Genomic DNA, 25997 nt, shown 5'->3' with positions numbered 1-25997 from the left:
ACTGCACTAATGTATTTAGGCACAGACAGTAAATCGAACCGTAGAATGGTCTCCGAGAAGGAAAAGATGTTGCGGGGCGACCTGTACGACGCGGACGACCCGGCTTTGGAAGCGGAACACGAACAGGCGAGAAATCTCACCCGACGGTTCAACAACACTGCCGAAACCGAACACGAAAAACGTCGTTCCCTCCTGCGGGAACTGTTCGGGTCTACGGAGGGGAGCGTCGAAGCAAAACCGCCGTTTCGATGCGACTACGGCTACAACATCCACGTCGGCGACGGTTTCTTTGCCAATTTCGACTGCGTGATTCTGGACGTTTGCCGGGTCGAAATCGGGCAAAACTGTCTGCTCGGCCCCGGTGTCCACATCTACACCGCGACACATCCGATTGATGCGCAAACGCGAATCGAGGGGCCAGAGTACGGCAAACCGGTCACAATCGGCGATAACGTCTGGATTGGCGGGAGAGCGATTATCAATCCCGGTGTCACGATAGGCGACAACGTCGTCATCTCCTCCGGCGCAGTGGTCACCGACGATGTCCCGGATGACGTGGTCGTGGGTGGAAATCCGGCGAAAGTCATCAAAGAGTTGGAAGCGGAATAAGAGAGACGACGGAATCGCTTTCGCCGTTCGTCCGTCGAACAGATTTATTTCATAACACGTCGTGTGGTATCGCATGACGCACGACTGTTCGTTTCTTCGCGACTTACGACTCGGCGAAAACCAGATTTCGTTCGGTGATTCCCATCGTTCCGAACACGCAGGAGATTGGGGAACGCCCGAGGACGAACACGTCCGTCCGGACGCAGTCGTTTGGCCGGAATCAACAAAAGACGTTTCAGCGGTGCTCTCTGCCGCAGATGAGAACGAGGTTCCCGTCACGCCCTACGCCGCAGGGACGAGTTTGGAGGGAAACGCCACACCTTCACGAGGTGGCATCAGCCTCGATATGACGCGGATGGACGCCGTCCTCGCGGTACGACCGGACGATTTTCAAATCGACGTGGAACCGGGAATCCTCGGCAAAATCGTGGACGAGACGGTTGCAAAACACGGACTGTTTTTCCCGCCGCTTCCGTCTTCGGGCGACATCTCCACGGTTGGCGGGATGATAGCGAACGACGCCAGCGGGATGAAAACCGTGAAATACGGCGAAGTGAGCGATTGGGTACTGGAACTCGAAGCGGTGCTAGCGGATGGGGAGATTATCACCGCGGGGAGCAAGGCGGTCAAAACCTCAAGCGGGTACAACCTGAAAGACCTCATCGTCGGCAGTGAGGGAACCTTGGCGGTCGTGACGCGGGCAACGCTCGAACTCGCCGGGTTGCCGGAACAGATTCGCGGCGGTCGGGCGATTTTCGAAACCCTTTCGGATGCAGTCGAGGCGGTTTCCGACGCGGTTCGCTCCGGGGTTGACGTGGCGACCATCGAACTCGTGGATGGGACGAGCGCGGGGATGGCGAACGCCTACACCGGCTCGTCGCTTCCCGACGCCCCGATGGTGTTCGTGGAGTTTCACGCGAATCACGGCATCGAGGAGGAAATCGAGTTCTGCCGGTCGGTGTTCGAGGCGCACGATGTGACTCAATTCGAGGTCGCCAGGGGCGACGACATGGACGACCTGTGGCAGGCGCGTCGAGAACTCGCGTTCGCGGTGCAGGCTTACGACCCGGAACTGTCGCCGCTCCATCTCGGCGACGTGACTGTCCCAATCAGCCACTATCCCGAGATGGTTCGGCTCGTCTCCCGACTCGCCGACGAACACGGGTTGCTGATTCCCTGTTTCGGCCACGCCGGGGACGGCAATCTCCACTACTCCGTGCTCGTGGACGAATCCGACCCCGACTACATCGCGCGGGCGAAGGACGTACAGCTGGAAATCGTCGAAAAGGCGATTTCGGTCGGCGGCACCTGCACGGGCGAACACGGAATCGGGCGCGGAAAGCGCGAATATTTAGAACTGGAACACGGTGCGGAGAGCGTCGAAGCGATGCGCCGAATCAAGCGCGCTCTCGACCCGAACGACACGCTGAATCCGGGGAAAATGTTTCCGGAGACGGTCGGCGGCGGACAGATGCGCGACTGAGTGCACTCCTCAGCCGTCGATTTCGGTATCACACACAGGACAGATGTGGGTTCCAGCATGGTTGTCTTTCGAGCCAGTCCAGCCACATTCGGGACACAGAAGGAGGTTCGACATCGTTCCCATTTCGTAGTCCAGTCAGTTAAGAGTGGTTCCGAACCGTGTCGGTACCAGCGGGACTTTACGGTCGGAGCGCGCAGTTGTTCGAGTGAACCCCAACGAAGTCCGAGAGTCGTGGGCGGAGCGGTCGGGGGAGTATTCGCCGGACTACTACGCCCATTACGGGCCGAACGAGACGAGTGAGTCGATACGCTCCTATCTCGACTCCCATCTCGGTTCAAACGCGGCCATCTTAGAACTCGGATGCAGTTCGGGTAGACACCTCGCTTATCTCCTCGAAAACGGCTACGAGAATCTGTTCGGCATCGAAATCAACGACGAAGCCTTCGAGGTAATGGACGACACCTACCCCGACCTCGCAAAGCAAGGAACGTTCTACCACGATGCAATCGAAAACGTCGTGGGCGATTTCGAAGACGGGCAGTTCGATGCCGTGTTTTCCGTTGAGACGCTCCAACACCTTCACCCCGACGACGAGTGGGTGTTTACGGAACTCGCTCGGATTACGGACGACCTGCTCATCACGGTGGAAAACGAGGGTAGTGACGCCGCTGACGGCCACGACTCGGAATCGGCGGAACTCGGCGTCAACTACGTTAACGACGACTTTCCGCTCTACTACCGGAACTGGAATCGGATTTTCACCGACCTCGGTCTCACCGAGGTGGATTCCGAAGTGGGAGAACAGGACACGGTTCGGGTGTTTCGAACGTCCGGTAAGTAACCGAGTCGAAAAGTGAACGACTGAGATTCCATCGGAATCTCAGTCGTGAACCAACACATCGACCACGCTCGGCCCGTCCTCCGCGAGCGCGGTTTCGAGCGTTCCTTCGATGTCCTCGACTGACTCCGCGAGATAGCCACTTGCACCGTGGCTTTCGGCGTTTTTCGGAATATCGACCGGTGGGTCGAAGTCCATCCCGACGAACTCGTGGTCGTCGTCCTCCCCGCCGAACAGCTTTTTAGTGTTGTCCTTCAGGATTCGGTAGTTGCGATTGTCGGAGACGACGACGGTCATATCCACGTCGTACCGGGCCGCCGAGTAGAGCGAGTGCGGGTAGTAGAGGTACGACCCGTCGCCGATGAACCCGACGACCTGTCTGGGGTCGTCCTTCTCGGCTTCGGCCATTCCCGCTCCCACGGCGGCAGGCAGGCCGTAGCCCAACCCGCCGCCTTTGTTCGAGATGTAGCCCTCGCGCTCGAAGGCCCAGCGCGTCAGCATGGCGTATTTCGAGGTAACGCCTTCGTCAACGATGTACGGGTTCGGAACGGTTGCGCGTAGGGTGTCAACCAGTTCGGCTTTCGAGGCGCGCGGGTCGTCAAGAGACTGGTCCTCACCCATCTCGGCCACTTTTTGTTGGGCAAAGGTTTTGAACTGCTGGACGCGCTCCAGTCGTTCGTCAATTTCGTCCTGCCCGATTTCGACTTCCTCCGCGATTTCGTCCATCACGAGTCCGAGGTCACCCGTCACCGCAACGTCCGCAGGGGTGTTCTTCCCGACCTGCCACCGGTCGTCGTTCAGGTCGATAATCGTCGCGTGGTCGGGGACGAGGTCGCGGTCGTGGCGGGTGAGGGTCGTGTTGGTCGAACAGCCCGCGAAGACGACCGTATCGCTGTTCATCACGGCCGCCGCGATGTCTTCGTCCGGGGGGATGTGGGACACCCACTGCTCATGTTTGCCGGGGAACGAAACTTCGCAGGTCAGAATTTCGGCGTGAACGCGCGCCCCGGTCGCTTCCGCCAGTCGAACCGCGGCATCGACCGGGTCGGTGTCCGAGTAGGCCCCGTGACGAGGAATGTGGTCGCCGACGACGAGCACAGGGTCACTCGCTCTTTCGAGCAAATCCGCCGCCTCCGAAATTCCCGTGGGGTCGCCGGAACCGGGATTCTGAATCCGTCCGATTCGTTGCGGTTCGGCGTCGGTCTCGGTCATCATCACGTCCAATGGGAGGGAGAGAAAAACCGGCCCAGTCGGCGGCGTTTGAGCAACGCGAAACGCCCGCCGAAGCATCGTCGGAAGTGCCGAAACGTCGGTCACTTCCGCGCTCCACTTCGTGAACTGGTCGGTCATGGCGAGCAGGTCGCCGGAGAGAATCGGTTCCTCGTGGCGGAAATCGAGGCTGTGCGCCCCCGCCGTGACGACTATCGGAGCACCCGTCACGGACGCGCCGTAGAGGTTGCCGAGTCCGTGTGCGACACCCGGCGCGACGTGGAGGTTGACGACGCCGACTGGGCAGTTTTCGTCGCCAGCATCGTACTGCCGAGTGGTGGCGTATCCAGCGGCCATGCCAACTGCGATGTCCTCGTGCGGGGCGAGGACGTACTCCAACTCGCTGTCGCCCAGCGCGCGCATGACGGGCAGCTCCGTCGTTCCGGGGTTGCCGAAGACGTATCGAACGCCGTAGGATTCGATTGCTTCGGTGAACAAATCCGCCCCCGTGCGTGTATCTGCCATGGGTGTGACTGAACGCGAGACGCTAAACCGTTTCCGGGGCAATCCCTCATCATATTTGATGTGTGTGACTGTGTGAATTGGTACACTGTTTCCGAGAATTTTGAAGTATCACGAGCCAGTAGGCGTATTCCACAACTACGAAGGAGTGTTCCACGAAACATAATGAATCTGTCACGATATCGAAATTCGGTGCTGTTCGTTCTGCTGTCGGTCATCTGGGGGTCGTCGTTCGTCGCCATCGAAGCCGGTCTTCGTTCTTTCCCGCCCGTGCTGTTCGCGGCGCTCCGGTACGACGTTGCCAGCGTGGTGATGCTGGTCGTCGTCGCCGGACTCGGCATTCGCAGAGAGAGCTATCAGTGGCGGCCAGCGAGCCGCACCGACTGGCTCTACGTCGCCATCGGCGGCGTGTTCCTCTTCGGTTTCTACCTCGCGCTCGTCTTCACCGGCCAGCAGTACGTCACGAGCGGCGTCTCAGCAGTCGTCCTGAGCTTGAAACCGGTCGTCACGCCCCTGTTTGCGGTGACGCTCCTGCCGAACGAGCGATTCGGCCGGTTCCAAATCGCGGGCGTGCTGGTCGCACTGCTCGGCGTCGTCGTGGTCGCCAATCCGACATCGCTCGGCGGGGGGACCGTCGGCGTCGGTTTGCTATTCGTCGCCGCGCTCGTCTTCGCCATTGCGTCGGTGCTGACCCAGAAAATTCAGACGACGCTTCCGGTGTTGACCCAACAGACGTGGATGATGGTCGTCGGGGCGCTGTTCCTCCACGCGACGAGCGCCGCGATTCGAGGGGTTCCGAGCGTCTCGCCGTCTCCCACTGCACTCGTCTCGCTCGCCTACCTCGCCTTCGTCGCCAGCATCGTCGGTTACTTCGTCTACTTCGACCTGCTCGAGCAAATCGGTGCCAGCGAAGCAAATCTCGTGAACTACGTCGTTCCGGTGGTCGCCACCCTGTTCGGCTGGCTCCTCCTCGGCGAACCGATAACCGAGAACACGATACTCGGCTTCCTCGTCATCGTCGCCGGGTTCATCCTGCTGAAGTGGGCGACCCTCAAACGCGGTGTCGTCGCGGCTCGCAGGCCGTCCCGGTCGCTTCCGGGCGGGTCGTCGTCCGAAACCGTGGTCGTTTCGGGGAACGTCTACTACCGCCGATAATCGTTCACCCGAACCTACAAGTCGAACAGCGTTGACACGGTTTGCATGGCGATTTGTCCGAACTGCGAGACAGACATCACTCAGTGGGCAGAACGACTCGAACGCGGTGCCGCGGCCAGCACGCCGAAAGTCTGGACGTGTCCCGACTGTGACGCGGTACTCGGCATCACGGATTGGGGGTCGTCGTAGTGTCCATTTCGGGCTGGCGACGACGCGAGGATTTGGAAGGTGGCAAGCAGATACGAATCTGGTTGAGCGAAGACGACGAGACGGAACTGTACGTCGAAAACCTGACCTACCGCGACGAGGGGTATGCGGTCTACGCTTACGACGTGGACGCAGACGAGTGGAACACCATCACGGAAACCGATTCGAGGGCGGACGCCGTCGAAAAGGCGACGGAATGGGCGGGAAGTTGAGGAAATAGTTCCGAACCCTACAGCACCGCCCGTAGTTCGTCGCTCGGTTCGAGGGCTGTCAGTTCGTTCTCTACGTCGAGTTCGGTGAGTACATTCCCCCCCGCTCTCTCCGCCGACTTTTGCATGATTTTCGCGTGACTCAGGTACGATAGCCGTAGTAACCAGAGCGCGTCGTCCACATCACCCGTCTCTCCGACGCGGAACGTCGTCCATCCCGATTCGGGATAGATGTGGTGCGGCCCGGTTTTTCCGTCGGCTACCAACTGGTCGCGCACCCGGCGCGGAAACGCGATGTCGAGGATACCCCACTCGTGGACGTGGCCTATTTCCCGCGGGCCGAGGCGGAACTCCGTTCCGCCGAATCGGTGTTCGTTCGCCTCGATTCCGTCCCAGTTCGACACCTCGGCGACGATTCGGTCGATTTCTTCAGTCATTCCCCTCACCCGCCTCGACCATCTCCATCTTCTGTCCCCAGAACCCGCCGTACTTTTCCACGTCTACGTCGCCGAGAACACGGGTCTGGCACGAAAGCCGAAGTCCCGAATCGGGGTCGTGCGGCGGTTTCGAAAGACGGCTTTTCTCCTTCGCGTTTCGGTCACTGACCACGCCATCCACGGCCACTGCACAGGTTCCACAGACGCCGTTTCCACGGCAGTTCAGATAGTCGGCTGTGCCGTTGTGCGGCGTCTCACCCGCATCGAGAAGCACGTTTCTTAGCACTGCATCTTCCTCGCAATCGATCTCCCTTCCACGAAATCGGACGGTTGGCATACCGTGCTAGTGGTTGGCAGGTGACTTTGCTCTTTCCGCAGAATGAGATACTACCGCACTCGAACCGACCCGAGAATCGACGGAGCAAGGTCGAGGATGCCTACCGACGGAGGCATCCTCAATCGTCGCCGTGACTGTTGTCGGAAGTCTGGCCGTGCTCGGGCGAGGAGTAACCCGAGAGGCCACGGTCGGATGGGCGCGAAGGAGAATGCCCCGGTGTCCCCCAATCCCAATTCGTCCATCCGAAAAAATATGCCTGTGGCCTTACTCGTTGGGCGCTAACGCGGTCATCGTCTCTCGGGCGTCTTCGACCGTCGCACCGCGCGGGAAGCCAACCGCGACCGCATCGACACCCTCTATTTCGGCGAACTTCTGGAACTCCTCGCGGGCGCGCTCGGGCGTCCCTGCGGCGCAGAGGTCGTCCAACAACTCGTCGCCGACGAGTTCTGTTGCCCGTTCCTTGTCGCCGCTTCCCCACGCCGAGGAGATGTCGTTCGCGAGTTCCTCGTAGCCCTGCCGGGCCAGCGAATCCCGGTAGTAGGTGCCCATCCCACCGACGTAGAAGGCCGAGTGCTGGCGAGCGAGTTTTCGGGCACGCTCGCCGTCCTCCAGCGCACAGCAGGTCAAAGAAAGCGTCACCCGAACGTCGTCGGCATCGCGGTTGCCGAGTTCAACGCCGCGCCGGAGGTCTTCCAGTCGGTCGCGCATTCCGTCCGGCGTAAAGACGGTTGCGTGCCAGCCATCTGCAAATCGCCCCGCGAGTTCGACCGATTTCGGCCCCATCCCGGCGGCGTCGATTGCAGGTGGTGTTTCCGGCGCGTCACAGCGCAGACGGAACCCGGCCAGCGTGAAGCAGTCGCCGTCGTAGTTCACCGTCTCGCCCGATAGCACGTTTTTCACGATGTCGATGGTTTCGCGGGTGCGCCGGAGCGGGCGGTCGAACTCCGCGCCGTGCCAGCCCTGAATGACGACTGGCCCACTTGGCCCGAGGCCGATTCGCATCCGACCATCCGAGACCTCTTGCAGGGTTGCCGCAGTCTGGCCGATGAGCGCGGGCGAGCGCGAATAGACGTTCAGAATCGACGGTCCGAGTCCGATTTCCTCGGTGCCGAGGGCCATCGCGGTCAGACTCGTTACTGCATCCCTACCCCACGTTTCGGGAAGCCACGCGCGTTCGTAGCCCAACTCCTCTGCCTGCTGAGTCAGGTCGACGAGGGTTTCGACGCTGGGTTGTGCCGCGACCGGAAGGTGAACCGTTCTCTCTGCGGACATTCGTGACTGGTGATTTTTCGTGCGGCTTCCTATCAGTATCGGTGTTTTCGATGAGATGGGTTTCGTGAAGGTGTGGAGCAGTAGGCGATTTCGATGGTTCAGTACGGCCAACAGCCGGTCATTCGAACAATTCTGGGAATGCCGTCAGCAGTTGCCGACAACACATGACCGCAACCGCCACCGCAGTCTCCCTACTCCTCCCCCGCCAGCGCGGGCTTGCACTCGCGCCTCACTGTCGTTCGTCGCTCACGCGAACGCGCTGGCGCACCCTTCCGGTTACCCGAGCGAGCGACGTGGCGCGCGCTGGCGAGTCGTCGAGGAGAGCGAGATTTCACAGAAATCTCGAATGCGAGCGGTGCAACCGCGAGCAGTCCTCCGAGAAGCCTCGCTGAAGCCGCGCGAGGGATGAGCCACCGAGCGACAGTGAGGGGGCGAATCGGTTGGGTAGGGTGTGGCTGTCGCGGTGCGGGGCGGTTTCAGTAGAGTCGTGATTTCCTAACTACCGCACTGAACCTTCCCACACCGTATCACACGGACTTCAGTAGACGAGACGAAAGACCAATCGCAAACCTCCGCTATCCATTCCACTCACTCCAAACCGCTTCCTCAGAGTTCGGGGGATTCCATAATATCGGGAACACCCGCCGCGGTAATCGTCTCGCCGACGACGTAGGAGGAGGCCGGACTGGCCAAAAACTGCACCACGTCGGCGATTTCCTCGCTCAAGCCGACCCGTCGTTCGACGTCCTCGCGCGCCACATCGTCCGCGCTGATTCCCATCTGTGATTCCAGTCCCTCGGTTGCCACGAATCCGGGGGCAACGCAGTTCACCCGAACGTCGGAACCAGCCCACTCGAACGCCAGCGAGCGCGTGAGGTTGATGACCCCGGCTTTCGCCGCTCCGTAGTGGCTCATGTACGGCGACCCCTGTTGACCCGCGACGCTGGCGATGTTGATGACCGACGCGCCGGTTTTCGCTCCCTTCGATTCCTCCTTCAGCGCCTCACCTGCCGCTTGCGTGCAGTGGTACGTTCCGGTCAGGTTGATATCCATCACCTTCGCCCATCCGTTCGGGCTGATGTCGTCGAAGCCCGCCATGAAACTCGCCCCGGCGTTGTTCACCAGCACATCGAGAGCGCCGAACTCGGAGACGGTGGCGGAGACGAGCGCATCGACTGCATCGCGGTCGGTCACGTCGCATTCGACTGCGAGAGCGTTTTCACCGATTTCCTCGGCCACGGGGTCAACGTTTGCCTGTTCGCGCGAACAGACCACGACGTTCGCGCCGTCGTCCGCGAATCGCTCCGCGACGACCCTGCCGATTCCGCTGGATGCTCCGGTGACGATGACCGTCTTCCCGGCGACTGAAAACTGGTCGGTGGTCAACGCTCCCCGCCTCCCGCGCGAAATTCGAACATAGCTGTCAGTAGCCTAGCCAAAACGAAAGGTCTTGTCGTGGCGGAAATTCGATTAGGAAGACAAAATCGGGAACAAAACCGAAACTTCCCATCCGCAAAGAAACTGATTTTGGTTTCGAAATGGTCGAATAGTGGCCGGAAAGGGTTTCTCAGTAAACCTATCACAGTTGCGTCCGTGAATTTTCCCAAATGGCCGAAGCCGCGTTCGGTGACGACCGGCAATTCAAATTCACTGTTGGGGAAGTGACCGGCGCGGTGGGCGATTCGATAACCGTCCTGCCGGTCGTCGTGGCGGTGGCCGCGCTGACCGATTTAGACCTCGCAGTGCTCCTGCTCGGATTCGCCGTCTTTCAGGTCGTCTGGGGCGTTCGCTACGGCCTGCCGATGTCCGTCGAACCGATGAAGGCGCTCGCCGCGCTGGCAATCGCGGGCGCGCTTTCGGGCGACGAACTCCTGACCGCTGGCCTGCTCGCCGGTTTCGTCCTCCTCGTTCTCGGTAAAACGAGAAGCCTCGAACGACTCACGGAACACGTCGGCGAACCGGTCGTTCGCGGGATTCAGGTTGCGGTTGCGCTCCTTCTCGCCGAGACGGGCGTCGGCCTCGTACTTTCGAACCCGACGCTCGCGGGACTCGCGCTTTTCGTCGCACTCGTTATGGCTGGGGCGGGCTATCGAAAAACCAGCGCGCTCGTGATACTCGCGCTTGGGTTCGCGTTCGCCGGATTCCGCGTCGGACTGCCGACGGCCAGCATTCCGGCGATTTCGTTCGCCCTCCCTCGCGCCTCGGCGCTCGGGTCGGGCGTCCTCTCGGCGACCGCTGGACAGTTGGCCATGACGGTCGGAAACGCGGCGGTCGCGACCTCACTGCTCCTGTCCGACCTGCTGGAGGCCGAGGTGTCCCCGGACGAACTGGCGACCAGCATGGGCGTCATGAACCTCCTTGCGGTTCCCTTCGGCGCGATGCCGATGTGTCACGGAAGCGGCGGCGTCGCGGGAAAGTACACCTTCGGCGCGCGAACCGCTACCGCGAACCTCGTTCTCGGCCTGTTTTACGCGCTCGCGGCCCTGTTTGCGGTGCATCTCGTCGCGGCGTTTCCGCTTTCCGTCTTGGGCGTCGTTCTCCTCCTCGTCGCAGTCGAACTCGGACGTGCGGGGCTTCGAACCGACGACCGTTTGCTGGCGGTCGGAATCGGGATTCTCGGCCTGCTCACGAACGTCGGAATCGCGTTCGTCGTCGGCGTTCTGGGCTGGTGGCTCCGGAGAAAAGTATAATCGTTGCGCGCCTGTCAGCTATGCTATGAGTGACCCTTCGGAACCCTACGGCCCGAATCGCCAGCGGGAAGTGTACGCTGGCGGGATGCTTGCGAATCAGACCCCAGACCTTCCGACATCGCCGGAAAAACTCGCCGAACTCGCCCGCGAATCGCTGTCGCCGGAGGCCCACGCCTACGTCGCGGGGTCGGCGGGTGCCGAGAGCACGAAGGACGAAAATCGCTCGGCGTTCGACCGCTGGCGAATCGTCCCGCGGATGCTCCGCGACGTGGAAGAGCGCGATTTGTCCGTTTCCCTGTTCGGACGGGAACTTCCGGTTCCCGTCCTGCTCGCGCCCATCGGCGTCCAATCCATCATCCACGAGAAGGGCGAACTTGCCGCCGCAAGAGCCGCGAAATCGATGGACGTTCCGCTCGTCCTGAGTTCCGCGTCTTCGGAGACGATGGAGGACGTGGCCGACGAACTCGGCGACACGCTCGGCTGGTTCCAACTCTACTGGAGCGCCGACCGCGACGTGACCGCGAGTTTTCTCGAACGGGCCGAAGACGCTGGATTCGAGGCCATCGTCGTCACGCTCGACACGCCGATTATGGGCTGGCGGGAGCGCGACGTGAAACACGCCTACCTCCCCTTCCTCGACCAAGAAGGCGTGGCGAACTACTTCACCGACCCCGCCTTTCGAGAGTCGCTCGATTCTCCGCCGGAGGACGACCCGAGCGCCGCGGTCTGGCGGTTCACCGAAATCTTCGGCGACCCCAGTCTGACGTGGGACGACCTCGATTTCCTCCGCGAGCACACCGACCTACCAATCGTGCTGAAGGGCATCCTCCACCCGGAGGATGCCCGCGAGGCGGTCGAGCGTGGGGTAGACGGCCTCGTCGTCTCGAACCACGGCGGGCGACAGGTTGACGGTGCGATAGGCGCACTGTCGGCACTTCCGGGAATCATTGACGAAGTCGGCGACGAGGTTCCCGTGCTGTTCGACAGCGGCATCCGCCGAGGGGCGGATGCCTTCCGGGCAATCGCCTTGGGCGCGGACGCGATTCTGCTCGGACGGCCCTACGTCTACGGCCTCGCAATCGACGGCGAGGACGGAGTTCGAGAAGTGTTACAGAACTTCCTCGCCGACCTCGACCTGACGCTCGCGCTGTCGGGTCACGATTCGTTCGAAACCGTAGACAGGTCGGTGCTGGTCGAGTCCGATTCCGAGTGACCGGTCACCGGGACACCTGCTACTCGACCGCAACAACCGATTTGCATCTGGCGCACGTAGCGCCCGTGATGGACGACCCCGAGAACAGAATCGAGACGCGAGAGGACTCTTACGACATCGAATCGTGGGAGCCACGGACGACGACCGACCGACTCGCGCTTCGACTCTATCGACTGCTCACGGGTGCGACTCGTGGACTAACGCTGCTTCTCGCGCTCACCTTCGTCCTCGCCGAACTCGTTCTGGTCGGTGCGACGGTCGCAGAACGCCCACTGCTCGGTGTCTTTTCGTTTCTGTCGGTGATTCCGGCGCTCCTGCTCGCGTTCTACATTTGGCGGGCCGACCCGACCGAACGGGAACCGCTTCCGACGCTCGTCGTCACCTTTCTCCTCGGAGTAGTGTTCGCCGCGTTCGCCGCGATAATCAACACCGTCGGCGCGTTCGCGCTGTCCGGACTCGGGATCGGCGTCCTCGCCATCGTCCCGTTTTTCTTCCTCGTCGTCGGGCCGGTCGAGGAGACCGTCAAATGGCTCGCAGTGCGGTTTCACGCCTACCGAACGCCGCACTTCCAGACTGCAGTCGATGGCGCGGTGTACGGCGCGATGGCCGGACTGGGCTTTGCGACCATCGAGAATCTGACCTACGTCGTCGGGTCGGTGAACGTAAACGGTGGGGTCGGAACTTCGGTTACGGTTTCCGGAGTTGCGGTGACACGGGCAATCGTCGGGCCGAATCACGTCCTCTGGGCCGCGATTTCGGGCTACTACCTCGGATTAGCCAAAATCGTCCCCGCAAACCGTGGGCCGATAATCGTCAAAGGAATTGCCATTCCTGCCGTTCTCCACGGCTTTTACAACTCGACTGCTGGATTCGTCACCGAAACGATGGCGTCGGTCGTGGGCGGCGATGCTCTGTTCTGGTTGCTCGTCTACGTCCTCGTCTTTGCGGGACTCGTCGGTGGCTATCTGTTCCAAAAGATTCGTCGCGCGCGAGAGTATTACGAGGGGCAGATTCGGTTGGGTTGGTAGCGTTTCGTTCAGGTTATCCCTGTTCGACCAACTCGAACTTCTGCACTTTTCCGGTCGTCGTCCGCGGCAGTTCCTCCACGAACGCGACTTCCCGCGGATGTTTGTAGGCCGCGATGTTGTCCAAACAGTACTCCTGAATTTCTTCCGCCGTGATGTCGGCGTCTGGAACCGGGACGATGAACGCTTTCACCGTCTCGTTTCGGCGGTCGTCGGGAATCCCGACGACCGCCGCGTCGGCCACGGCCTCGTGTTCGAAGAGGAGTTCTTCGACTTCTCGCGGGTAGACGTTGTAGCCCGCGGTGTTTATCATGTGTTTCTTGCGGTCTACCACGTAGAAAAAGCCGTCTTCGTCCCAGTAGCCGATATCTCCCGTGTGGAACCAGCGTTTGCCGTCAGTTTCGGTAAACGCCTCTTTCGTCGCGCCAGCGAGTCCGGCATAGCCGCGCATGACGTTCGGTCCGGCGACGACGATTTCGCCGGTCACGTCGTCCAGTTCCGCGTCGTCCTCCGCCAGCGGGCCTTCTGGGACGGGAGACTGTTCCTCGAAATCCCCGTTCACGACGCGGGCACTGACGCCCTGAATCGTGGTTCCGATGCTCCCGACTCGGCGTCCGTTGTCTGGCGTGTTGAAATGGGTTACCGGACTCGTTTCCGTCAGTCCGTACCCCTCGTAGATTTTCGCGTCGTACAGTTCCTCGAAGCGTCGGAGCACTTCGATTGGGATGCCGCCGCCGCCGACTCCGGCGAGTCGAACCGAGGACAAATCGAACTCCGCCGCGTTCGGTTGGTTGATAACGTCGTTGTACATCGCGGGAACGCCGTGCATTATCGTCAGTTCCTCCTCCTCGACCACGGAGAGGGCCTGCTGGGCGTCCCACGTCGGCAGGGGATAGAACGCCCCACCGCGGAACAGTGTTCCGTTCATACAGACCGTCATGCCGTAGATGTGGAACAGCGGAAGCACGCCCAAAAGGGAGTCGTCCGTCCCGATTCCACCGGAAACCAGTTCCGCGGAGGCCTCCGCGTTCGACGTGAGGTTTTCGTGCGTAAGTTCCACGCCTTTCGGGGTGCCGGTCGTCCCGCTGGTGTACGGTTGAACTGCGAGGTCGTCGTCCGCCCTCTCCGCGATTTCGCCGTCGCCCTCGGCGAGGAAATTGCCAAAGAAAATATCGTCGCCGTCAGTCTCGCCGAGCGTGACGACGTGTTCGACAGCCGTTTCGTCCTGCACTTCCTCCACGAAGGGGACGAGGTCGGGAAGCGTCACGACGACTTTCGCGCCGCTGTCGGCGAGCAGGTGGCTGATTTCGCGCGACCTGTACTGTGGATTCATCGGAACCACGACGCCGCCTGCCATGAGCGTTCCGTGGAACGTGACGACGAACTGTGGAACGTTCGGGAGATAGATTGCAACCCGGTCGTCCTCGCCGATACCTCGCTCCGCGAGTCCGCCAGCAAACCCGCTGATTTGTGCCCACAGGTCTTCGTAGGTCAGCGTTTGGTCGTCAGTGACGATGGCCGGTTCGTCCGGGTGGTCGGAAACCGTGTTCGCAACGGACGCGGTAAGATTTACCATGGTGGTTTGTAACGAGGGCGGGTGGCATAAAACATCACTGAAAATCGTGCGGGGGAACCGCCGTTCGGTGTGTCCTCGCTTCACCACTTCCATCGGTCGGGACGAACCACACAAAGTGGGTTCGCCCCTTAAGAGGATGCTCGTCGTTCTCCCGCCATGAACCTACACTGGCATCGCCGCGACCTTCGGGTTGAAGACAATCGGGCGCTCGCCTCCGGCGACCCCGTGGTTCCTGTGTTCGTGTTCGACCGCGAGGTGCTCGCGCACGCCGCTCCGCCGCGCGTTTCGTTCATGCTTTCCGCGCTCGAATCGCTTCGCGAGTCGTACCGCGAGCGAGGTGGAGATTTGCTAGTCGTCCACGGCGACCCGCGCGAGGAGATTCCGCGAATCGCGGAATTGCTCGACGTGGAGCAGGTGGTCTGGAACCGCGACTACTCCGGATTGGCGAAACGCCGCGACGACGAGGTGCGGAACGCGCTGGAGGAGGACGGAATCGTTCACCAGAGTTTCCACGATTCCCTGCTCCACACGCCCGGAAGCATCACGACGAATCAGGGCGACTACTACTCAGTTTTCACCTACTTCTGGAAGAAGTGGCGCGACCGAGGAAAGGACGATTCGTTCGATTCCCCGGCGGAAGTCGTAGACGTGGCCGATTTGGAGGGAAGTGAGGTCGAAAACGACGACCTGCCGACGCTCGCCGACCTCGGGTTTGAGGAACCGGAAGCCGAAGTTCCGTCGGGGAGTACCGAAACCGCCCGCGAACTGCTTTCCGCGTTCTGTGAAAACGAGGTGTATTCCTACGACGAGGAGCGCGATTACCCCGCTCGGGAGTGTACCTCTCGTCTCTCCCCGCATCTCAAGTTCGGCACCATCGGGATTCGGGAAGTGTGGGAGACGACGGAGCAGGCGAAAAACGACGCCGAGAGCGCCGAGGATGCGGATTCCGTCGATGGCTTCCAGCGCCAACTCGCGTGGCGCGATTTCTACGCGCACGTCCTCGACAATCGCCCGGATGTCGTCGTGGAGAACTACAAAGACTACCAGTACGAAATCGCGTGGCGCGACGACCCAGAAGGGGTGCAGGCGTGGAAAGATGGAAAAACGGGCTATCCAATCGTGGACGCCGGAATGCGTCAACTGCGCGAGGAAGCGTGGGTTCACAACCGCGTTCGGATGGTCGTCGCGGCCTTTCTGACGAAAGACCTGCTCGTGGATTGGCGCGAGGGCTACGACTGGTACCGGCAGAAACTCGTCGACCACGACACTGCGAACGACAACGGCGGGTGGCAGTGGGCGGCCTCGACCGGCACAGACGCCCAACCGTACTTCCGCATCTTCAATCCGATGACGCAGGGCGAGCGGTTCGACTCTGACGCGGAGTACATCAAGCGGTTCGTCCCGGAACTGGAAGATGTTCCGCCGAAGAAGATTCACAGGTGGAACGAACTGGACGGCGACGAACGCGAGAACCTCGCGCCCGACTATCCCGACCCTATCGTTGACCACTCCGAACGGCGTGAAGATGCGATTACGATGTTCGAAAACGCGAAGGGATAGTCCGAGAGAGAAAAGTATCGACAAGAAGTTTCGTTTCGGCATTTTTGCCAATAATCCGCGGGCCTCGGTGGATGGAGGATGAGGGAATCGCGGACGAGCGAAGCGAGTTCGTGGTTCCCTCAGTCGGTTTTCGCTCCTTTCAGTCGCTCAAACCTCTTTCGCCCTCCATCTACCAGAACAGCCCGTGATTAGCGAAAATTCCATCGCAAATTTGCTTGTCGGATGCATCCCAAACACCCCATCGCAGTTTGCCTCAACACTTAACACGACCTCCGTTGACCAGAGTTGACGGGGGTAATTATGGCAACCTACGAACTACCGGAGTTACCATACGACTACGACGCACTGGAACCGACAATCGACGCGCGAATCATGGAACTGCACCACGACATCCACCATCAAGGCTACGTCGATGGTGCGAACGCCGCGCTCGACAAATTAGAAACGATGCGCGATAACGACGACTGGGGCGACGTGAAGGGCGTCGAGCGAAACCTCGCGTTCAACCTCTCGGGGCACATCAACCACAGCGTCTTCTGGGAGAACATGTCCCCGGACGGGGGCGGGGAACCTGGCGGCGAACTCGCCGACGCGATGGACGAGCATTTCGGCGGTTTCGACCAGTTCAAGAGCCACTTTTCGGCGGCCGCAAAGGGCGTCGAAGGTTCCGGATGGGGGATGTTAGTGTACGACTACGTGGCGGACAAACCCATCGTGACCATGGCCGAGAACCACCAGAACCAGAGTCCGATGGCGGAACCCCTGCTCGTGCTCGACGTGTGGGAGCACGCCTACTACCTTCAGTACGAGAACAACCGCGGCGAGTACGTGGACAACTTCTGGGACGTGGTGAACTGGGACGATGTGGCGGAGCGACTCGACGAGGCCCAAAGCGCGTAATTCGCCAAAATACCCGAAAGGGGCCTTTTTTGCCGGAATATCATGCCGTGTGTTAGCGAACTTCTCCTCAAGGTTTAACAGCACGTGGTGAGATGTATTTGACGGAGGTATACATATATGCCAGAACAATCGAACGCGGAACTGCCACCACTTCCGTACGACTACGACGCGCTGGAACCCCACATCTCCGAGCAGGTGCTCGAATGGCACCACGACACGCACCATCAGGGCTACGTAAACGGCCTCAACAGTGCCGAGGAAACCCTCGCGGAGAACCGCGAATCGGGCGACTATTCCAGCACCGCGGGTGCGCTGGGTAACGTCACCCACAACGGCTGTGGACACTACCTCCACACCCTGTTCTGGGACAACATGGACCCGAACGGCGGCGGCGAACCCGAGGGCGACCTCGCAGACCGCATCGAGGAGGACTTCGGCTCCTACGAAGGTTGGAAGGGCGAGTTCGAGGCCGCCGCGAGCGCCGCAGGCGGCTGGGCACTTCTCGTGTACGACCCGGTCGCAAAACAGCTTCGCAACGTCAAAGTTGACAAGCACGACCAGGGCGCACTCTGGGGTAGCCACCCGATTCTCGCACTCGACGTGTGGGAGCACTCTTACTACTACGACTACGGTCCAGACCGCGGCGACTTCATCAGCAACTTCTTCGAAGTTGTTGACTGGGACGAGGTTGCTGACCAGTACGAAAACGTCGCGCCGCGGTTCGAATAACGGGCCGAACCAACCGATATTTTTCGCGCAGAAAATTCACGAGCAACTGCTGAACCGGAATCCGCGCTACTGGTCGGTTTCCGCCACTGCCACCGTCGGCACGTCGTAGCCGGACGCGATGTCGGTGACGTGCTGAAAGAGTGATTCGTAATCGTGGCCACCCGATTTGAGATCGAGGCTAGCGAACACACCGACGTTTCGCTCGTCGTCCGCGAAGAACATCCGAAACTGTTCGAAATCGTCGAATCCCCGAACCGTGTACCGATAGGATGCGTAGTACAACTGGTCGTAAGTGTCCCGAGTGACGAACCCGAACCGTTCGTTATCGACGAATTTCGAGACGTCGATTTCTTCGAGTTTGTCCGCGACATCATCACGCAGATACAGCATCTCGAAGTCGGATTGGTCGAATAGCCAGATATCCCGCAAGTTCTCGCCACCAAACTCGGCAAATGCCGATACGAGCGCCTCTTTCGTCTCGCTCCCCTGCTCCTCGCGCATGTCATTCTCTATCTCGAACGCTCCATTATAAAAACTCGGATATAATTGTAATTTGTTACATTAGCGACTGAATAGCGAGAATATTCTCCGCCGGCCCATCGCAGATTCGTGAGGTTTTACGCCGGGAAGAACGTATCCCCACGCATGCCGAAACCGAAGGACGACTTCGAGCAGTTGTATCCGTGCGATTTCTACGAACCGGACGAACTGCTCGACGCAGACCTAATGTACAGTGTGTACGAAATCGCGCGACTCCTGCAAGGACTCGACCCCGACGCGGAAATCGACATCGAGACGGAAACCATCCTCCTCGACTGGGCGATTCCGTGGATTATGCGCAACGCGGACGAACTCGTCGTGGCGGAACCGCCGACCGACGAGGAACCCGGTTACTACGGCCTGAAGACATGACGATTCTCGTCGCGGGAAGCGACCGAGTGGATGCAGGCAAGACGACGTTCACGGTCGGACTGCTCTCACACCTCGACGCCGTCGGGTTCAAACCCCGCGCTGGCAACGACTTCTGGTTCGACCACGACGACGCCATGGCGGCCATCTCGGACGGCCGACTCTACGGCAAGGATTCTGCCCGCCTCGCCAACGCAAGCGCGGGCAACCATTCACCGGAGGACGTGAATCCGGTTCACCGACTCTGGTGGCCTGCACCGGGAAAAGGAAAAGGCCTGCTCGGCCAAACCCACCGCGAATTTCTCGTTGACCGCGTCGGCGAGGGATTCGTTGTGAACGGAACGACCGACCTCCCAGGGACAGTAAGAGAAAGTCTCCCCCTGTCCGATGCCGTCACCATCGAATCGGTTCCGGAACTGAACGACCAGACCGAACGGCGTTACCTGCCGCACTTTCGCGCGCTGGCGGAGCGAATCGGAAAAGAAGACTGCGCCGTCGTGGAATCCTACAGCGACATCGCCCAGCCGATTCAGGGCATCGACTTCGAGACGGTCGCGGTCGTCGAACCTCGCCGACTCCGAGTGTACGACGGGAGACGCTACGCGAAGGCCTGCGAAGTCGCGGACAGCAGTGCCAGAGACGGGTCGCTGGAAAAGCGCGTCGAAAACGTGGTGAATCTGCTCGAACCAAAGGAGACGCGCACGCTCGAACCACTGACGGAGGCGGAGCGTTCCGACCCCGAGGAGACGGCAGCGGTGTACGAGAGCGCATACGAGGCGCTTCGATAGAACGGCAAAAATCAGTACATCCTCGCGGCCTTCCCCGCGAGTTCGATGTCGTGATACGGGTTCGTCGTCACGCTCGGGCCGTGACCGGTGTGCATCTCCTGTAATTCCTCGTCCGCCGTGACCGCCACGCGGTCGATGCTCTTGATGAGTGCCTCCCGGTCACCTTCTTCTAAATCGGTTCTGCCGAAACTCCCGTTCTGGAAGATGAGGTCGCCAGCGAACAGGATTCCCGCCGATTCCGAATAGAAGCAGAGATGGTCGTTTTTGTGTCCCGGCGTGTGGAGCGCGAGGTACTCGTCGTCGCCGACTGTCACGGTTTCTTCGTCCCCAATCGCGACATCGACGCCGGACTGGTCGGTGTCGAACCCGAATGCGTCTACATCGAAAGCGTCCTTCACAGTTTCGAGGTTGCCGACGTGGTCGGGGTGCGTATGCGTGAGGACGACTGCGTCCAAATCGTCCGCCAGTTCTTCAATTTTCCCGACAGCATCGAAGTTCGCACCTGTATCGACGAGAACGGTTCGCTCGCCCGTTACGAGAAAGGCGTTGCTGGTGAACGATTGGACGCCCGCCGCGATGTTTCGAATCATGAGTGGTCGTACAACGAGGGTGGCTTTCCTGTTTTCGTTCCGTTCGCTCGGATTCTGTCGCGGATCTCCTACTCCTCTGCGAGTTCCTCGACCAGCGTATCCAAACTGTAGCTTTGAAGCACGCGGTGGGAGTCACGGAGCGTGGAGATGACGAACGTCGAGTTCGTCCGGTCTACCTCCTCGATGCTCTCGAAGTCGCTGATGAGTCGTTCGACCATCTCGCGCCCGGAGAGATGAGCGACGACGATGAAGTCCGTCTCGCCCATGGTGAAGTACGCCTGCGTAACGCCTTCGATGTCCAGAATTTTCTCACCGAAATCGGCGTACGACCCGGTGTAGTCGGCGAACACTTCGACGACGACGGTGACCCCGAGGCCGAACGCCTCCAAGTCGATGTCGTAGAGGTCGTTTTCGATGACGCCAGCATCTCTGAGGTTGTTCAGTCGGTAGTGAATGGTCGAAACCGGGATGCCGGTTTCCTCGTGGAGTTTTTCGGGACTTCCGGTTTCCAAGTCCGAAATCGCCTTGAGCAGTGTAACGTCGCGCTCGTCCATTGCCCTGAATTGTCGGTGCCGACACTTAATATCTGGATTTTACCTGCGGGAGTGTGACTCACTAACGCTCTCAAAATCCTACCGAATCGAAATTGGAGGAATATTACTCCGACATGGTAGCCAAATATTGCCTGTGAATCAGTATCGAACGATAATGTTGTAGAAGGATTTAACAACCTGTGGAGAATAGAGTTGAATAGAAATACATGATTACGTCTAAAGTTGGTAGACTTCTACCACGAACCGAGGTATTGTTCGTATTGCTAGCCGGATTCTGGGGAACGTCGTTCGTCACCATCGAAGTCGGTCTCCACCACTTCCCGCCGATTTTGTTCGCCGCGCTCCGGTACGACGTGGCCGGACTGGCGATTCTCGGCTACGCGATTGCGACGACCGAGCGGTGGAAACCACAGAGCAGAGCCGACATCCTCTCGATTTTGACTATCGGCGTGTTCATCATCGCGGGCCACCACGGCTTTCTCTATCTCGGTCAGCAGTACGTTCCCGGCGCGCTCGCGTCGGTCATCATCAGCCTTACGCCAGTTTTGACCGCCGTCTTCGCCAGCGCGATGCTCGCGGACGAACACATTACGCCGCTCGGCATTCTCGGATTCGCCTTCGGCGTCGCGGGCGTCGCCATCGTCGCCGACCCGAATCCGGAGAACTTGCTTTCTGTCGGTATCATCGGAATCGGCCTCGTATTCCTCGGCGGCGTATCGTTCGCGCTCGGGTCGGTTCTCACCCAACCGCTCGAAACCGACCTCTCGCTCCCCGCGCTTCAGGGCTGGGCGATGATGCTCGGGTCTGGCCTGCTTCACGTCCTGAGCAGTGCGCGCGGTGAATCCTTCGCTGCAATCGACTGGTCGTTCACCGCAATCGCTTCGCTGGTGTATCTGACCCTCATCTCCGGCGTCGTCGCGTTCCTGCTCTACTTCCACCTGCTGGACGAAATCGGCCCGACGGAACTCAATCTCGTCGCCTATCTCGAACCCGTGGTCGCGACCATCCTCACGTGGGCGTTGTTCGGTCAACTGGTGGCGTCGACGACGCTCGTCGGATTTGGCGCGATTTTTGCCGGATTCGCCCTGCTGAAACGAGATGCGCTGTTCGAAGTCGCGCGCTCGCTCTCGCCGACCGCTGGTCGAGCCTGATTTCCCCGCATCACTTTTCGCTCCCCTCGCCCTACGCCTTCGCATGGCAACACGCGACGTGGGTGACACGGGTAGCGCGGATGACGCGACCGACCCGGCCCGCGACGACCGGGCGAACTACGACTATCACGATGAAACCGTACAACGTCCCGGACTCGTTTCCGACCTCGAACGACTGGTCGAAGGCGAAGTCCGATTCGACGAATACTCTCGACAGTTGTACGCGACGGACGCGAGCGCCTACGAAGTGACTCCAATCGGCGTCGTTTTTCCGACTTCCACCGCCGACGTTTCCGCGGTGATGTCCTACTGCGCGGAACGCGAGATTCCGGTTCTGCCGCGCGGTGGCGGGACGAGTCTGGCCGGGCAATCGGTCAACGAGGCCGTCGTGCTGGATTTCACCCGGCACATGGACGGTTTGCTCGATTTCGACCCCGAGAACCGAACCGCTCGCGCGCAACCCGGCATCGTCCTCGGCGAACTGAACCGAACCCTCGCAGAGCACGAGTTGAAGTTCGCACCCGACCCCGCGTGGGGCGACAAAAGTGCGCTCGGCGGGGCAATCGGCAACAATTCGACCGGTTCACACTCACTAAAATACGGCAAAACCGACGCCTACGTAGAAGAATGTGAAGTCGTCCTCGCGGATGGAACCGTGACGCGGTTCGGCGAAATTACGATGGACGAACTTCGAGAAAGGGCGGATTCGGAGTCGCGCCGTGACTCCGAATCCGCAGACGAAAACAACGCGAAATCGGACGCCAAAACCGACCTCGAAACGCGAATCTACACCGAAATCCTGCGAATCGTAGAGGACGAATCCAACGCGGTTCGGGACGTGTTCCCCCAGTTGAAGCGCAACGTTTCGGGGTACAATCTGGACAGACTAGTGGAGGAGAGCGAGAACGAGAAAATCAACGTCGCTAGACTGCTCGCCGGAAGCGAGGGGACGCTGGCGATTATCACGGAAGCGACCGTCAGCCTCGAACCGGTTCCGGAAACGAAGTCGATAGCACTCCTCACCTACGACAGCCTCATCGACGCAATGGGAGATGTGGCTCCGATTCTCGACCACGAACCGTCGGCGGTGGAAGTGTTAGACGACGTACTCATCTCGCTCGCCCGCGACACCGAGGAGTTTCGCGATGTAGTCGAAATGTTGCCCGAGGGGACCGAGTCGGTTCTGCTCGTGGAGTTCTACGCCGAGGACGACGAAGACGGGCGGGAAAAAGTCGCAAAACTGCGAGACGACCGCGAAGGGAAAACCGCACTGTCGGCGATGGAAGCCCACGACAAAGCGGAGCGCGCTCGGTTCTGGAAACTCCGGAAGTCCGGGCTTCCAATTTTGCTCTCTCGAACCTCCGACGCGAAACACATCTCCTTTATCGAGGACGCCGCGGTTCCGCCGGAAAATCTGCCGGAGTACGTAGAGGATTTCCAGCAGGTGTTAGAAGAAAACGACACTTTCGCCAGCTTTTACGCGCACGCCGGGCCGGGATGTCTGCACATTCGGCCCCTCGTCAACACGAAAAGTCCGGCAGGAGTGAACCAGATGGAAGCCATCGCTGACAGCGTGACCGACCTCGTGGTCAAGTATGGCGGCAGCGTGTCGGGCGAACACGGCGACGGACGCGCCAGAACCCAGTGGAATAGAAAGCTGTACGGCGACCACGTCTGGGGTGTCTTCCGCGACCTCAAAACCGCCTTCGACCCCGATTGGCTCCTCAATCCGGGGCAGGTCTGCGGCGACGTGGATATGACCGAAAACCTGCGATTCGACCCAAAATACGAGTTCGATTCCGGGTTCGACCCCGTTCTCGATTGGCAGAACGAAAACGGCTTTCAGGGCATGGTCGAACTCTGTCACGGCTGTGGCGGCTGTCGCGGCGGACAGGAAACCACGGGCGGCGTGATGTGTCCGACCTACCGCGCCGCGGACGAGGAAATCACGAGTACGCGGGGCCGGGCGAACATGCTCCGACAGGCGATGAGCGGGGAGTTGGAGGCGGCGAACGCCGCCGGCTCGAAGCGGGCCTCGCCTGCAGAGGAGGGCGACGAGCAGTTCGACGTGGAGTTCATGCACGAGGTGTTAGACCTCTGCATTGGCTGTAAGGGCTGTGCCCGCGATTGCCCCTCGGGCGTCGATATGGCGAAGCTCAAAGCCGAAGTCGAACACGAACACCACGAACGGCACGGCGCGAGCCTCCGAGACAAACTGTTCGCCAACATCGACCGACTGTCCGCGCTCGGAAGCAGACTCGCACCGGTTTCGAACTGGGCGACGAAACTCCCGGGGTCGCGCCTTCTCGCCGAGAAAACCGTTGGAATTGCGCGCGAACGAAGCCTGCCGAAATTCCACGACGAGAGTCTCGAAGATTGGTTCGAGAGTCGTGGTGGTGGGCGCGTCTCCGAGCAGGATGCGACGCGTCGCGTCCTGCTCTTTCCGGACACCTACACGAACTACAACCATCCCGAGGCCGGAAAAGCCGCGATTCGCGTGCTCGAATCGGCGGGCGTGCACGTCAGGATTCCGAACGACGTGACTGCGAGCGGGCGACCCGCCCATTCGAAAGGCTTCCTCGACACCGCGCGCGAGCAAGCCGAGACGAACGTTTCGGCGCTCGCGCCCTTCGTCAGAGATGGTTGGGATGTCGTCGTGGTCGAACCCTCGGACGCCGTCATGTTCCAGTCGGACTACCTCGATTTGCTTCCCGCGACGAAAGAATCCGGTTCCTCAAGCGGCCAGTACACCGAACCGCGCACCGCTGATCCGGACGCGGATGGACTTCGAACCGAAGCGGAACGACTCGCCGCGAACGCGTACGGAATCTGTGAGTATCTCGACCGATTCGATTTCGACCTCCCGCTCGCCGGAACCGGGTCGCTGACCTATCACGGCCACTGTCACCAGAAGGCGACCAAAAAAGACCATCACGCGGTCGGCGTGCTCCGCAGAGCGGGGTACGAGGTTGATGCCCTCGATTCGGGGTGCTGTGGCATGGCGGGCAGTTTCGGCTACGAGGCGGAACATTACTCTATGAGCAAGGCAGTTGGCTCCATCCTGTTCGACCAAGTCGAAGAGAGCGACGGAATCGAAGTCGTCGCGCCCGGCGCGTCCTGCCGCACCCAACTCGGCGACTGGCAGGGTGCGGAACCGCCACATCCAATCGAGAAAATCGCCGACGCACTTCGATGAGTAGAATGTGACCGTCAGAAACTGGTGAATTTATCCCGGCGGTACACGTCGAGTTCGCTGACGGTCGAGTTCTCCATCTTCGCTGCGAAGACGATGGCGTCCGCGACTTCTTCTGGTTCGGTTACCTCTCCCTCGGCGAATCGCTCTTCGAACGATTCGCCATACGCGGAGCCGAACTCGGTGCGGACTTCGGACGGATTGACTACGGTAACCGCTACGTCGTCGTCTCCGACCTGACCCTCCAGACTGTGCGCGAACCCGCGAACCCACCACTTCGTCGCGGCGTAGACCGGATTGAACGGCCGCGGATACTGGCCCGCGAAACTGCCGACGAAAATCAGGTTTCCGCCCGATTCGCGCAGGTGGGGAAGTGCAGTTCTCGTCGCAAAAAAGACGCCATCGACGTTCGTCTCCTGCATGGTTCGAAACTCCTCCGTCGAGAGGTCGTCTACCAACTCTCCGCGCGCGAGTCCGGCGTTGTTTACGAGGATGTCCAAGCCACCGAACTCGGATGCAGTCTCATCGACCATCGAAGAAACGGCGTCCTCGTCGCGCACGTCTGCGGGGCAGACGTGCGTTTCGGCGTCGTACTCCGATTCGAGTGTTTCCGCGATTTCGGTCAGTTTTCCCGCGCGCCGCGCCGAGAGCGCGACGCGCGCTCCGTCTCGCGCGAGGGCGTGGGCGGTCGCCTGTCCGATACCCGAACTCGCACCCGTTATCAACGCGCTCTTTCCGGAGAGTGGTGTTTCTGCCATACCTTTCGTTCTTCGTCGGGAAGGTTCGTTCTTTCCCCTGTTACCGACGAACGTCGCCGAGTCACTCTCCGTTCCCTGCCGCG

General features: G+C 60.4%; 27 protein-coding genes. 17 read left to right on the top strand and 10 right to left on the bottom strand.

Going from position 1 to position 25997, the window contains the following annotated elements; all coding sequences use genetic code 11:
- The first annotated feature begins 45 nt into the window (after positions 1-45).
- The 3 genes from BW974_RS04500 to BW974_RS04490 all read left to right on the top strand — a co-directional run bounded on the left by BW974_RS04500 (position 46) and on the right by BW974_RS04490 (position 2933).
- Positions 46-609, top strand: a complete 564-nt coding sequence (locus tag BW974_RS04500; RefSeq protein WP_076428383.1) for a maltose acetyltransferase domain-containing protein — start codon at positions 46-48, stop codon at positions 607-609.
- Between the two features lie 73 nt (positions 610-682).
- On the top strand, positions 683-2092 hold the full coding sequence (locus BW974_RS04495; RefSeq protein WP_076428381.1) for an FAD-binding oxidoreductase: 1410 nt from the start codon (positions 683-685) through the stop codon (positions 2090-2092).
- A gap of 205 nt (positions 2093-2297) precedes the next feature.
- Positions 2298-2933, top strand: coding sequence for a class I SAM-dependent methyltransferase (locus tag BW974_RS04490; protein WP_076428379.1), 636 nt, complete (start codon positions 2298-2300; stop codon positions 2931-2933).
- Positions 2934-2972: 39 nt separating this feature from the next.
- On the opposite strand, the gene BW974_RS04485 is transcribed toward BW974_RS04490, so the two are convergent.
- The gene (locus BW974_RS04485) at positions 2973-4664 is read right to left on the bottom strand and encodes a thiamine pyrophosphate-binding protein (RefSeq protein WP_076428377.1); all 1692 of its coding nucleotides are present in this window, start codon (positions 4662-4664) and stop codon (positions 2973-2975) included.
- Positions 4665-4826: 162 nt separating this feature from the next.
- Here BW974_RS04485 and BW974_RS04480 point away from each other — a divergent pair, with 162 nt between their 5' ends.
- Genes BW974_RS04480 through BW974_RS04475 form a run of 3 tightly spaced genes read left to right on the top strand, consistent with a single transcriptional unit; the run spans position 4827 to position 6235 of the window.
- Positions 4827-5816 carry a DMT family transporter gene (locus BW974_RS04480; RefSeq protein WP_245799895.1) on the top strand — a complete coding sequence of 330 codons (990 nt, stop codon included), beginning with the start codon at positions 4827-4829 and terminating at the stop codon, positions 5814-5816.
- Between the two features lie 45 nt (positions 5817-5861).
- The gene (locus tag BW974_RS25395) at positions 5862-6005 is read left to right on the top strand and encodes a hypothetical protein (RefSeq protein WP_175609624.1); all 144 of its coding nucleotides are present in this window, start codon (positions 5862-5864) and stop codon (positions 6003-6005) included.
- On the top strand, positions 6005-6235 hold the full coding sequence (locus tag BW974_RS04475; RefSeq protein WP_076428375.1) for a hypothetical protein: 231 nt from the start codon (positions 6005-6007) through the stop codon (positions 6233-6235). Before BW974_RS25395 ends, BW974_RS04475 begins: the two co-directional genes overlap by 1 nt.
- Before the next feature lie 17 nt (positions 6236-6252).
- Here BW974_RS04475 and BW974_RS04470 read toward each other — a convergent pair whose 3' ends face one another.
- From BW974_RS04470 to BW974_RS04460, 3 genes are all read right to left on the bottom strand, one after another.
- The gene (locus BW974_RS04470; protein WP_076428373.1) at positions 6253-6669 is read right to left on the bottom strand and encodes a luciferase domain-containing protein; all 417 of its coding nucleotides are present in this window, start codon (positions 6667-6669) and stop codon (positions 6253-6255) included.
- Positions 6662-7006, bottom strand: a complete 345-nt coding sequence (locus BW974_RS04465; RefSeq protein ID WP_076428371.1) for a 2Fe-2S iron-sulfur cluster-binding protein — start codon at positions 7004-7006, stop codon at positions 6662-6664. Before BW974_RS04465 ends, BW974_RS04470 begins: the two co-directional genes overlap by 8 nt.
- A gap of 264 nt (positions 7007-7270) precedes the next feature.
- A complete protein-coding gene (locus BW974_RS04460) occupies positions 7271-8278 on the bottom strand; it encodes a TIGR04024 family LLM class F420-dependent oxidoreductase (protein WP_076428369.1) in 1008 nt (335 codons plus the stop codon).
- Between the two features lie 164 nt (positions 8279-8442).
- Here BW974_RS04460 and BW974_RS24555 point away from each other — a divergent pair, with 164 nt between their 5' ends.
- Entirely contained in the window at positions 8443-8670 is a 228-nt protein-coding gene (locus tag BW974_RS24555) for a hypothetical protein (protein WP_139328812.1), read from the top strand.
- Positions 8671-8884: 214 nt separating this feature from the next.
- Here the strand turns inward: BW974_RS24555 and BW974_RS04455 are convergent, their stop codons facing one another.
- On the bottom strand, positions 8885-9664 hold the full coding sequence (locus tag BW974_RS04455; RefSeq protein ID WP_076428367.1) for an SDR family NAD(P)-dependent oxidoreductase: 780 nt from the start codon (positions 9662-9664) through the stop codon (positions 8885-8887).
- A gap of 221 nt (positions 9665-9885) precedes the next feature.
- Between BW974_RS04455 and BW974_RS04450 the strand changes: the two genes are divergently transcribed.
- Genes BW974_RS04450 through BW974_RS04440 form a run of 3 tightly spaced genes read left to right on the top strand, consistent with a single transcriptional unit; the run spans position 9886 to position 13209 of the window.
- The gene (locus BW974_RS04450; RefSeq protein ID WP_076428365.1) at positions 9886-10968 is read left to right on the top strand and encodes a putative sulfate/molybdate transporter; all 1083 of its coding nucleotides are present in this window, start codon (positions 9886-9888) and stop codon (positions 10966-10968) included.
- A 25-nt stretch (positions 10969-10993) separates the two neighbouring features.
- Complete coding sequence (locus tag BW974_RS04445; RefSeq protein WP_076428363.1) at positions 10994-12181, top strand: lactate 2-monooxygenase; 1188 nt, start codon at positions 10994-10996, stop codon at positions 12179-12181.
- Positions 12178-13209: a PrsW family intramembrane metalloprotease gene (locus BW974_RS04440; RefSeq protein ID WP_245799894.1), complete on the top strand. Its 1032-nt coding sequence runs from the start codon at positions 12178-12180 to the stop codon at positions 13207-13209. Before BW974_RS04445 ends, BW974_RS04440 begins: the two co-directional genes overlap by 4 nt.
- Positions 13210-13222: 13 nt before the next feature.
- On the opposite strand, the gene BW974_RS04435 is transcribed toward BW974_RS04440, so the two are convergent.
- Positions 13223-14782: a long-chain-fatty-acid--CoA ligase gene (locus BW974_RS04435; protein WP_076428359.1), complete on the bottom strand. Its 1560-nt coding sequence runs from the start codon at positions 14780-14782 to the stop codon at positions 13223-13225.
- A 156-nt stretch (positions 14783-14938) separates the two neighbouring features.
- Here BW974_RS04435 and BW974_RS04430 point away from each other — a divergent pair, with 156 nt between their 5' ends.
- The 3 genes from BW974_RS04430 (at position 14939) to sod (ending at position 17971) form a co-directional block, all read left to right on the top strand.
- Positions 14939-16342, top strand: coding sequence for a cryptochrome/photolyase family protein (locus tag BW974_RS04430; protein WP_076428356.1), 1404 nt, complete (start codon positions 14939-14941; stop codon positions 16340-16342).
- Between the two features lie 300 nt (positions 16343-16642).
- Positions 16643-17242, top strand: coding sequence for a superoxide dismutase (locus BW974_RS04425; protein WP_076428353.1), 600 nt, complete (start codon positions 16643-16645; stop codon positions 17240-17242).
- Positions 17243-17359: 117 nt separating this feature from the next.
- On the top strand, positions 17360-17971 hold the full coding sequence (sod, locus tag BW974_RS04420; RefSeq protein WP_076428351.1) for a superoxide dismutase: 612 nt from the start codon (positions 17360-17362) through the stop codon (positions 17969-17971).
- Between the two features lie 66 nt (positions 17972-18037).
- Here the strand turns inward: sod and BW974_RS04415 are convergent, their stop codons facing one another.
- Positions 18038-18472: a DUF7522 family protein gene (locus BW974_RS04415; protein WP_076428349.1), complete on the bottom strand. Its 435-nt coding sequence runs from the start codon at positions 18470-18472 to the stop codon at positions 18038-18040.
- 144 nt (positions 18473-18616) lie between these two features.
- On the opposite strand from BW974_RS04415, the gene BW974_RS04410 reads away from it, so the two are divergent.
- Entirely contained in the window at positions 18617-18883 is a 267-nt protein-coding gene (locus BW974_RS04410) for a DUF5827 family protein (RefSeq protein WP_076428347.1), read from the top strand.
- A complete protein-coding gene (locus BW974_RS04405; RefSeq protein ID WP_076428344.1) occupies positions 18880-19668 on the top strand; it encodes an ATPase in 789 nt (262 codons plus the stop codon). The genes BW974_RS04410 and BW974_RS04405 overlap by 4 nt, the downstream gene beginning before the upstream one ends.
- An 11-nt stretch (positions 19669-19679) precedes the next feature.
- On the opposite strand, the gene BW974_RS04400 is transcribed toward BW974_RS04405, so the two are convergent.
- Together BW974_RS04400 and BW974_RS04395 are read right to left on the bottom strand one after the other, a co-directional pair.
- On the bottom strand, positions 19680-20258 hold the full coding sequence (locus BW974_RS04400; RefSeq protein ID WP_076428340.1) for an MBL fold metallo-hydrolase: 579 nt from the start codon (positions 20256-20258) through the stop codon (positions 19680-19682).
- A gap of 68 nt (positions 20259-20326) precedes the next feature.
- Positions 20327-20812, bottom strand: a complete 486-nt coding sequence (locus BW974_RS04395) for an Lrp/AsnC family transcriptional regulator (RefSeq protein ID WP_076428338.1) — start codon at positions 20810-20812, stop codon at positions 20327-20329.
- A gap of 260 nt (positions 20813-21072) precedes the next feature.
- Between BW974_RS04395 and BW974_RS04390 the strand changes: the two genes are divergently transcribed.
- Together BW974_RS04390 and BW974_RS04385 are read left to right on the top strand one after the other, a co-directional pair.
- Entirely contained in the window at positions 21073-21963 is an 891-nt protein-coding gene (locus BW974_RS04390) for a DMT family transporter (RefSeq protein WP_245799893.1), read from the top strand.
- Positions 21964-22006: 43 nt separating this feature from the next.
- Positions 22007-25159, top strand: coding sequence for an FAD-binding and (Fe-S)-binding domain-containing protein (locus BW974_RS04385; RefSeq protein WP_076428332.1), 3153 nt, complete (start codon positions 22007-22009; stop codon positions 25157-25159).
- A 14-nt stretch (positions 25160-25173) separates the two neighbouring features.
- Here BW974_RS04385 and BW974_RS04380 read toward each other — a convergent pair whose 3' ends face one another.
- Entirely contained in the window at positions 25174-25914 is a 741-nt protein-coding gene (locus BW974_RS04380; RefSeq protein ID WP_076428330.1) for an SDR family oxidoreductase, read from the bottom strand.
- Positions 25915-25997: the final 83 nt, after the last annotated feature.

Origin of the sequence: Haladaptatus litoreus, from assembly GCF_900156425.1 — an archaeon.
GTDB lineage: Archaea > Halobacteriota > Halobacteria > Halobacteriales > Haladaptataceae > Haladaptatus > Haladaptatus litoreus.
The sequence above is the reverse complement of the archived record's forward strand: the minus strand, read 5'-3'. Positions and strand labels throughout refer to the sequence as shown.

Excerpts from the sequence above, each read along its gene's own strand:
- BW974_RS04500 (WP_076428383.1), top strand. The coding sequence starts at position 46 with ATGGTCTCCGAGAAGGAAAAGATGTTGCGGGGCGACCTGTACGACGCG.
- BW974_RS04495 (WP_076428381.1), top strand. The coding sequence starts at position 683 with ATGACGCACGACTGTTCGTTTCTTCGCGACTTACGACTCGGCGAAAAC.
- BW974_RS04485 (WP_076428377.1), bottom strand. The coding sequence starts at position 4,664 with ATGGCAGATACACGCACGGGGGCGGATTTGTTCACCGAAGCAATCGAA.
- BW974_RS04480 (WP_245799895.1), top strand. The coding sequence starts at position 4,827 with ATGAATCTGTCACGATATCGAAATTCGGTGCTGTTCGTTCTGCTGTCG.
- BW974_RS25395 (WP_175609624.1), top strand. The coding sequence starts at position 5,862 with ATGGCGATTTGTCCGAACTGCGAGACAGACATCACTCAGTGGGCAGAA.
- BW974_RS04470 (WP_076428373.1), bottom strand. The coding sequence starts at position 6,669 with ATGACTGAAGAAATCGACCGAATCGTCGCCGAGGTGTCGAACTGGGAC.
- BW974_RS04465 (WP_076428371.1), bottom strand. The coding sequence starts at position 7,006 with ATGCCAACCGTCCGATTTCGTGGAAGGGAGATCGATTGCGAGGAAGAT.
- BW974_RS04460 (WP_076428369.1), bottom strand. The coding sequence starts at position 8,278 with ATGTCCGCAGAGAGAACGGTTCACCTTCCGGTCGCGGCACAACCCAGC.
- BW974_RS24555 (WP_139328812.1), top strand. The coding sequence starts at position 8,443 with ATGACCGCAACCGCCACCGCAGTCTCCCTACTCCTCCCCCGCCAGCGC.
- BW974_RS04450 (WP_076428365.1), top strand. The coding sequence starts at position 9,886 with ATGGCCGAAGCCGCGTTCGGTGACGACCGGCAATTCAAATTCACTGTT.
- BW974_RS04445 (WP_076428363.1), top strand. The coding sequence starts at position 10,994 with ATGAGTGACCCTTCGGAACCCTACGGCCCGAATCGCCAGCGGGAAGTG.
- BW974_RS04435 (WP_076428359.1), bottom strand. The coding sequence starts at position 14,782 with ATGGTAAATCTTACCGCGTCCGTTGCGAACACGGTTTCCGACCACCCG.
- BW974_RS04430 (WP_076428356.1), top strand. The coding sequence starts at position 14,939 with ATGAACCTACACTGGCATCGCCGCGACCTTCGGGTTGAAGACAATCGG.
- BW974_RS04425 (WP_076428353.1), top strand. The coding sequence starts at position 16,643 with ATGGCAACCTACGAACTACCGGAGTTACCATACGACTACGACGCACTG.
- sod (WP_076428351.1), top strand. The coding sequence starts at position 17,360 with ATGCCAGAACAATCGAACGCGGAACTGCCACCACTTCCGTACGACTAC.
- BW974_RS04415 (WP_076428349.1), bottom strand. The coding sequence starts at position 18,472 with ATGCGCGAGGAGCAGGGGAGCGAGACGAAAGAGGCGCTCGTATCGGCA.
- BW974_RS04410 (WP_076428347.1), top strand. The coding sequence starts at position 18,617 with ATGCCGAAACCGAAGGACGACTTCGAGCAGTTGTATCCGTGCGATTTC.
- BW974_RS04405 (WP_076428344.1), top strand. The coding sequence starts at position 18,880 with ATGACGATTCTCGTCGCGGGAAGCGACCGAGTGGATGCAGGCAAGACG.
- BW974_RS04400 (WP_076428340.1), bottom strand. The coding sequence starts at position 20,258 with ATGATTCGAAACATCGCGGCGGGCGTCCAATCGTTCACCAGCAACGCC.
- BW974_RS04395 (WP_076428338.1), bottom strand. The coding sequence starts at position 20,812 with ATGGACGAGCGCGACGTTACACTGCTCAAGGCGATTTCGGACTTGGAA.
- BW974_RS04385 (WP_076428332.1), top strand. The coding sequence starts at position 22,007 with ATGGCAACACGCGACGTGGGTGACACGGGTAGCGCGGATGACGCGACC.
- BW974_RS04380 (WP_076428330.1), bottom strand. The coding sequence starts at position 25,914 with ATGGCAGAAACACCACTCTCCGGAAAGAGCGCGTTGATAACGGGTGCG.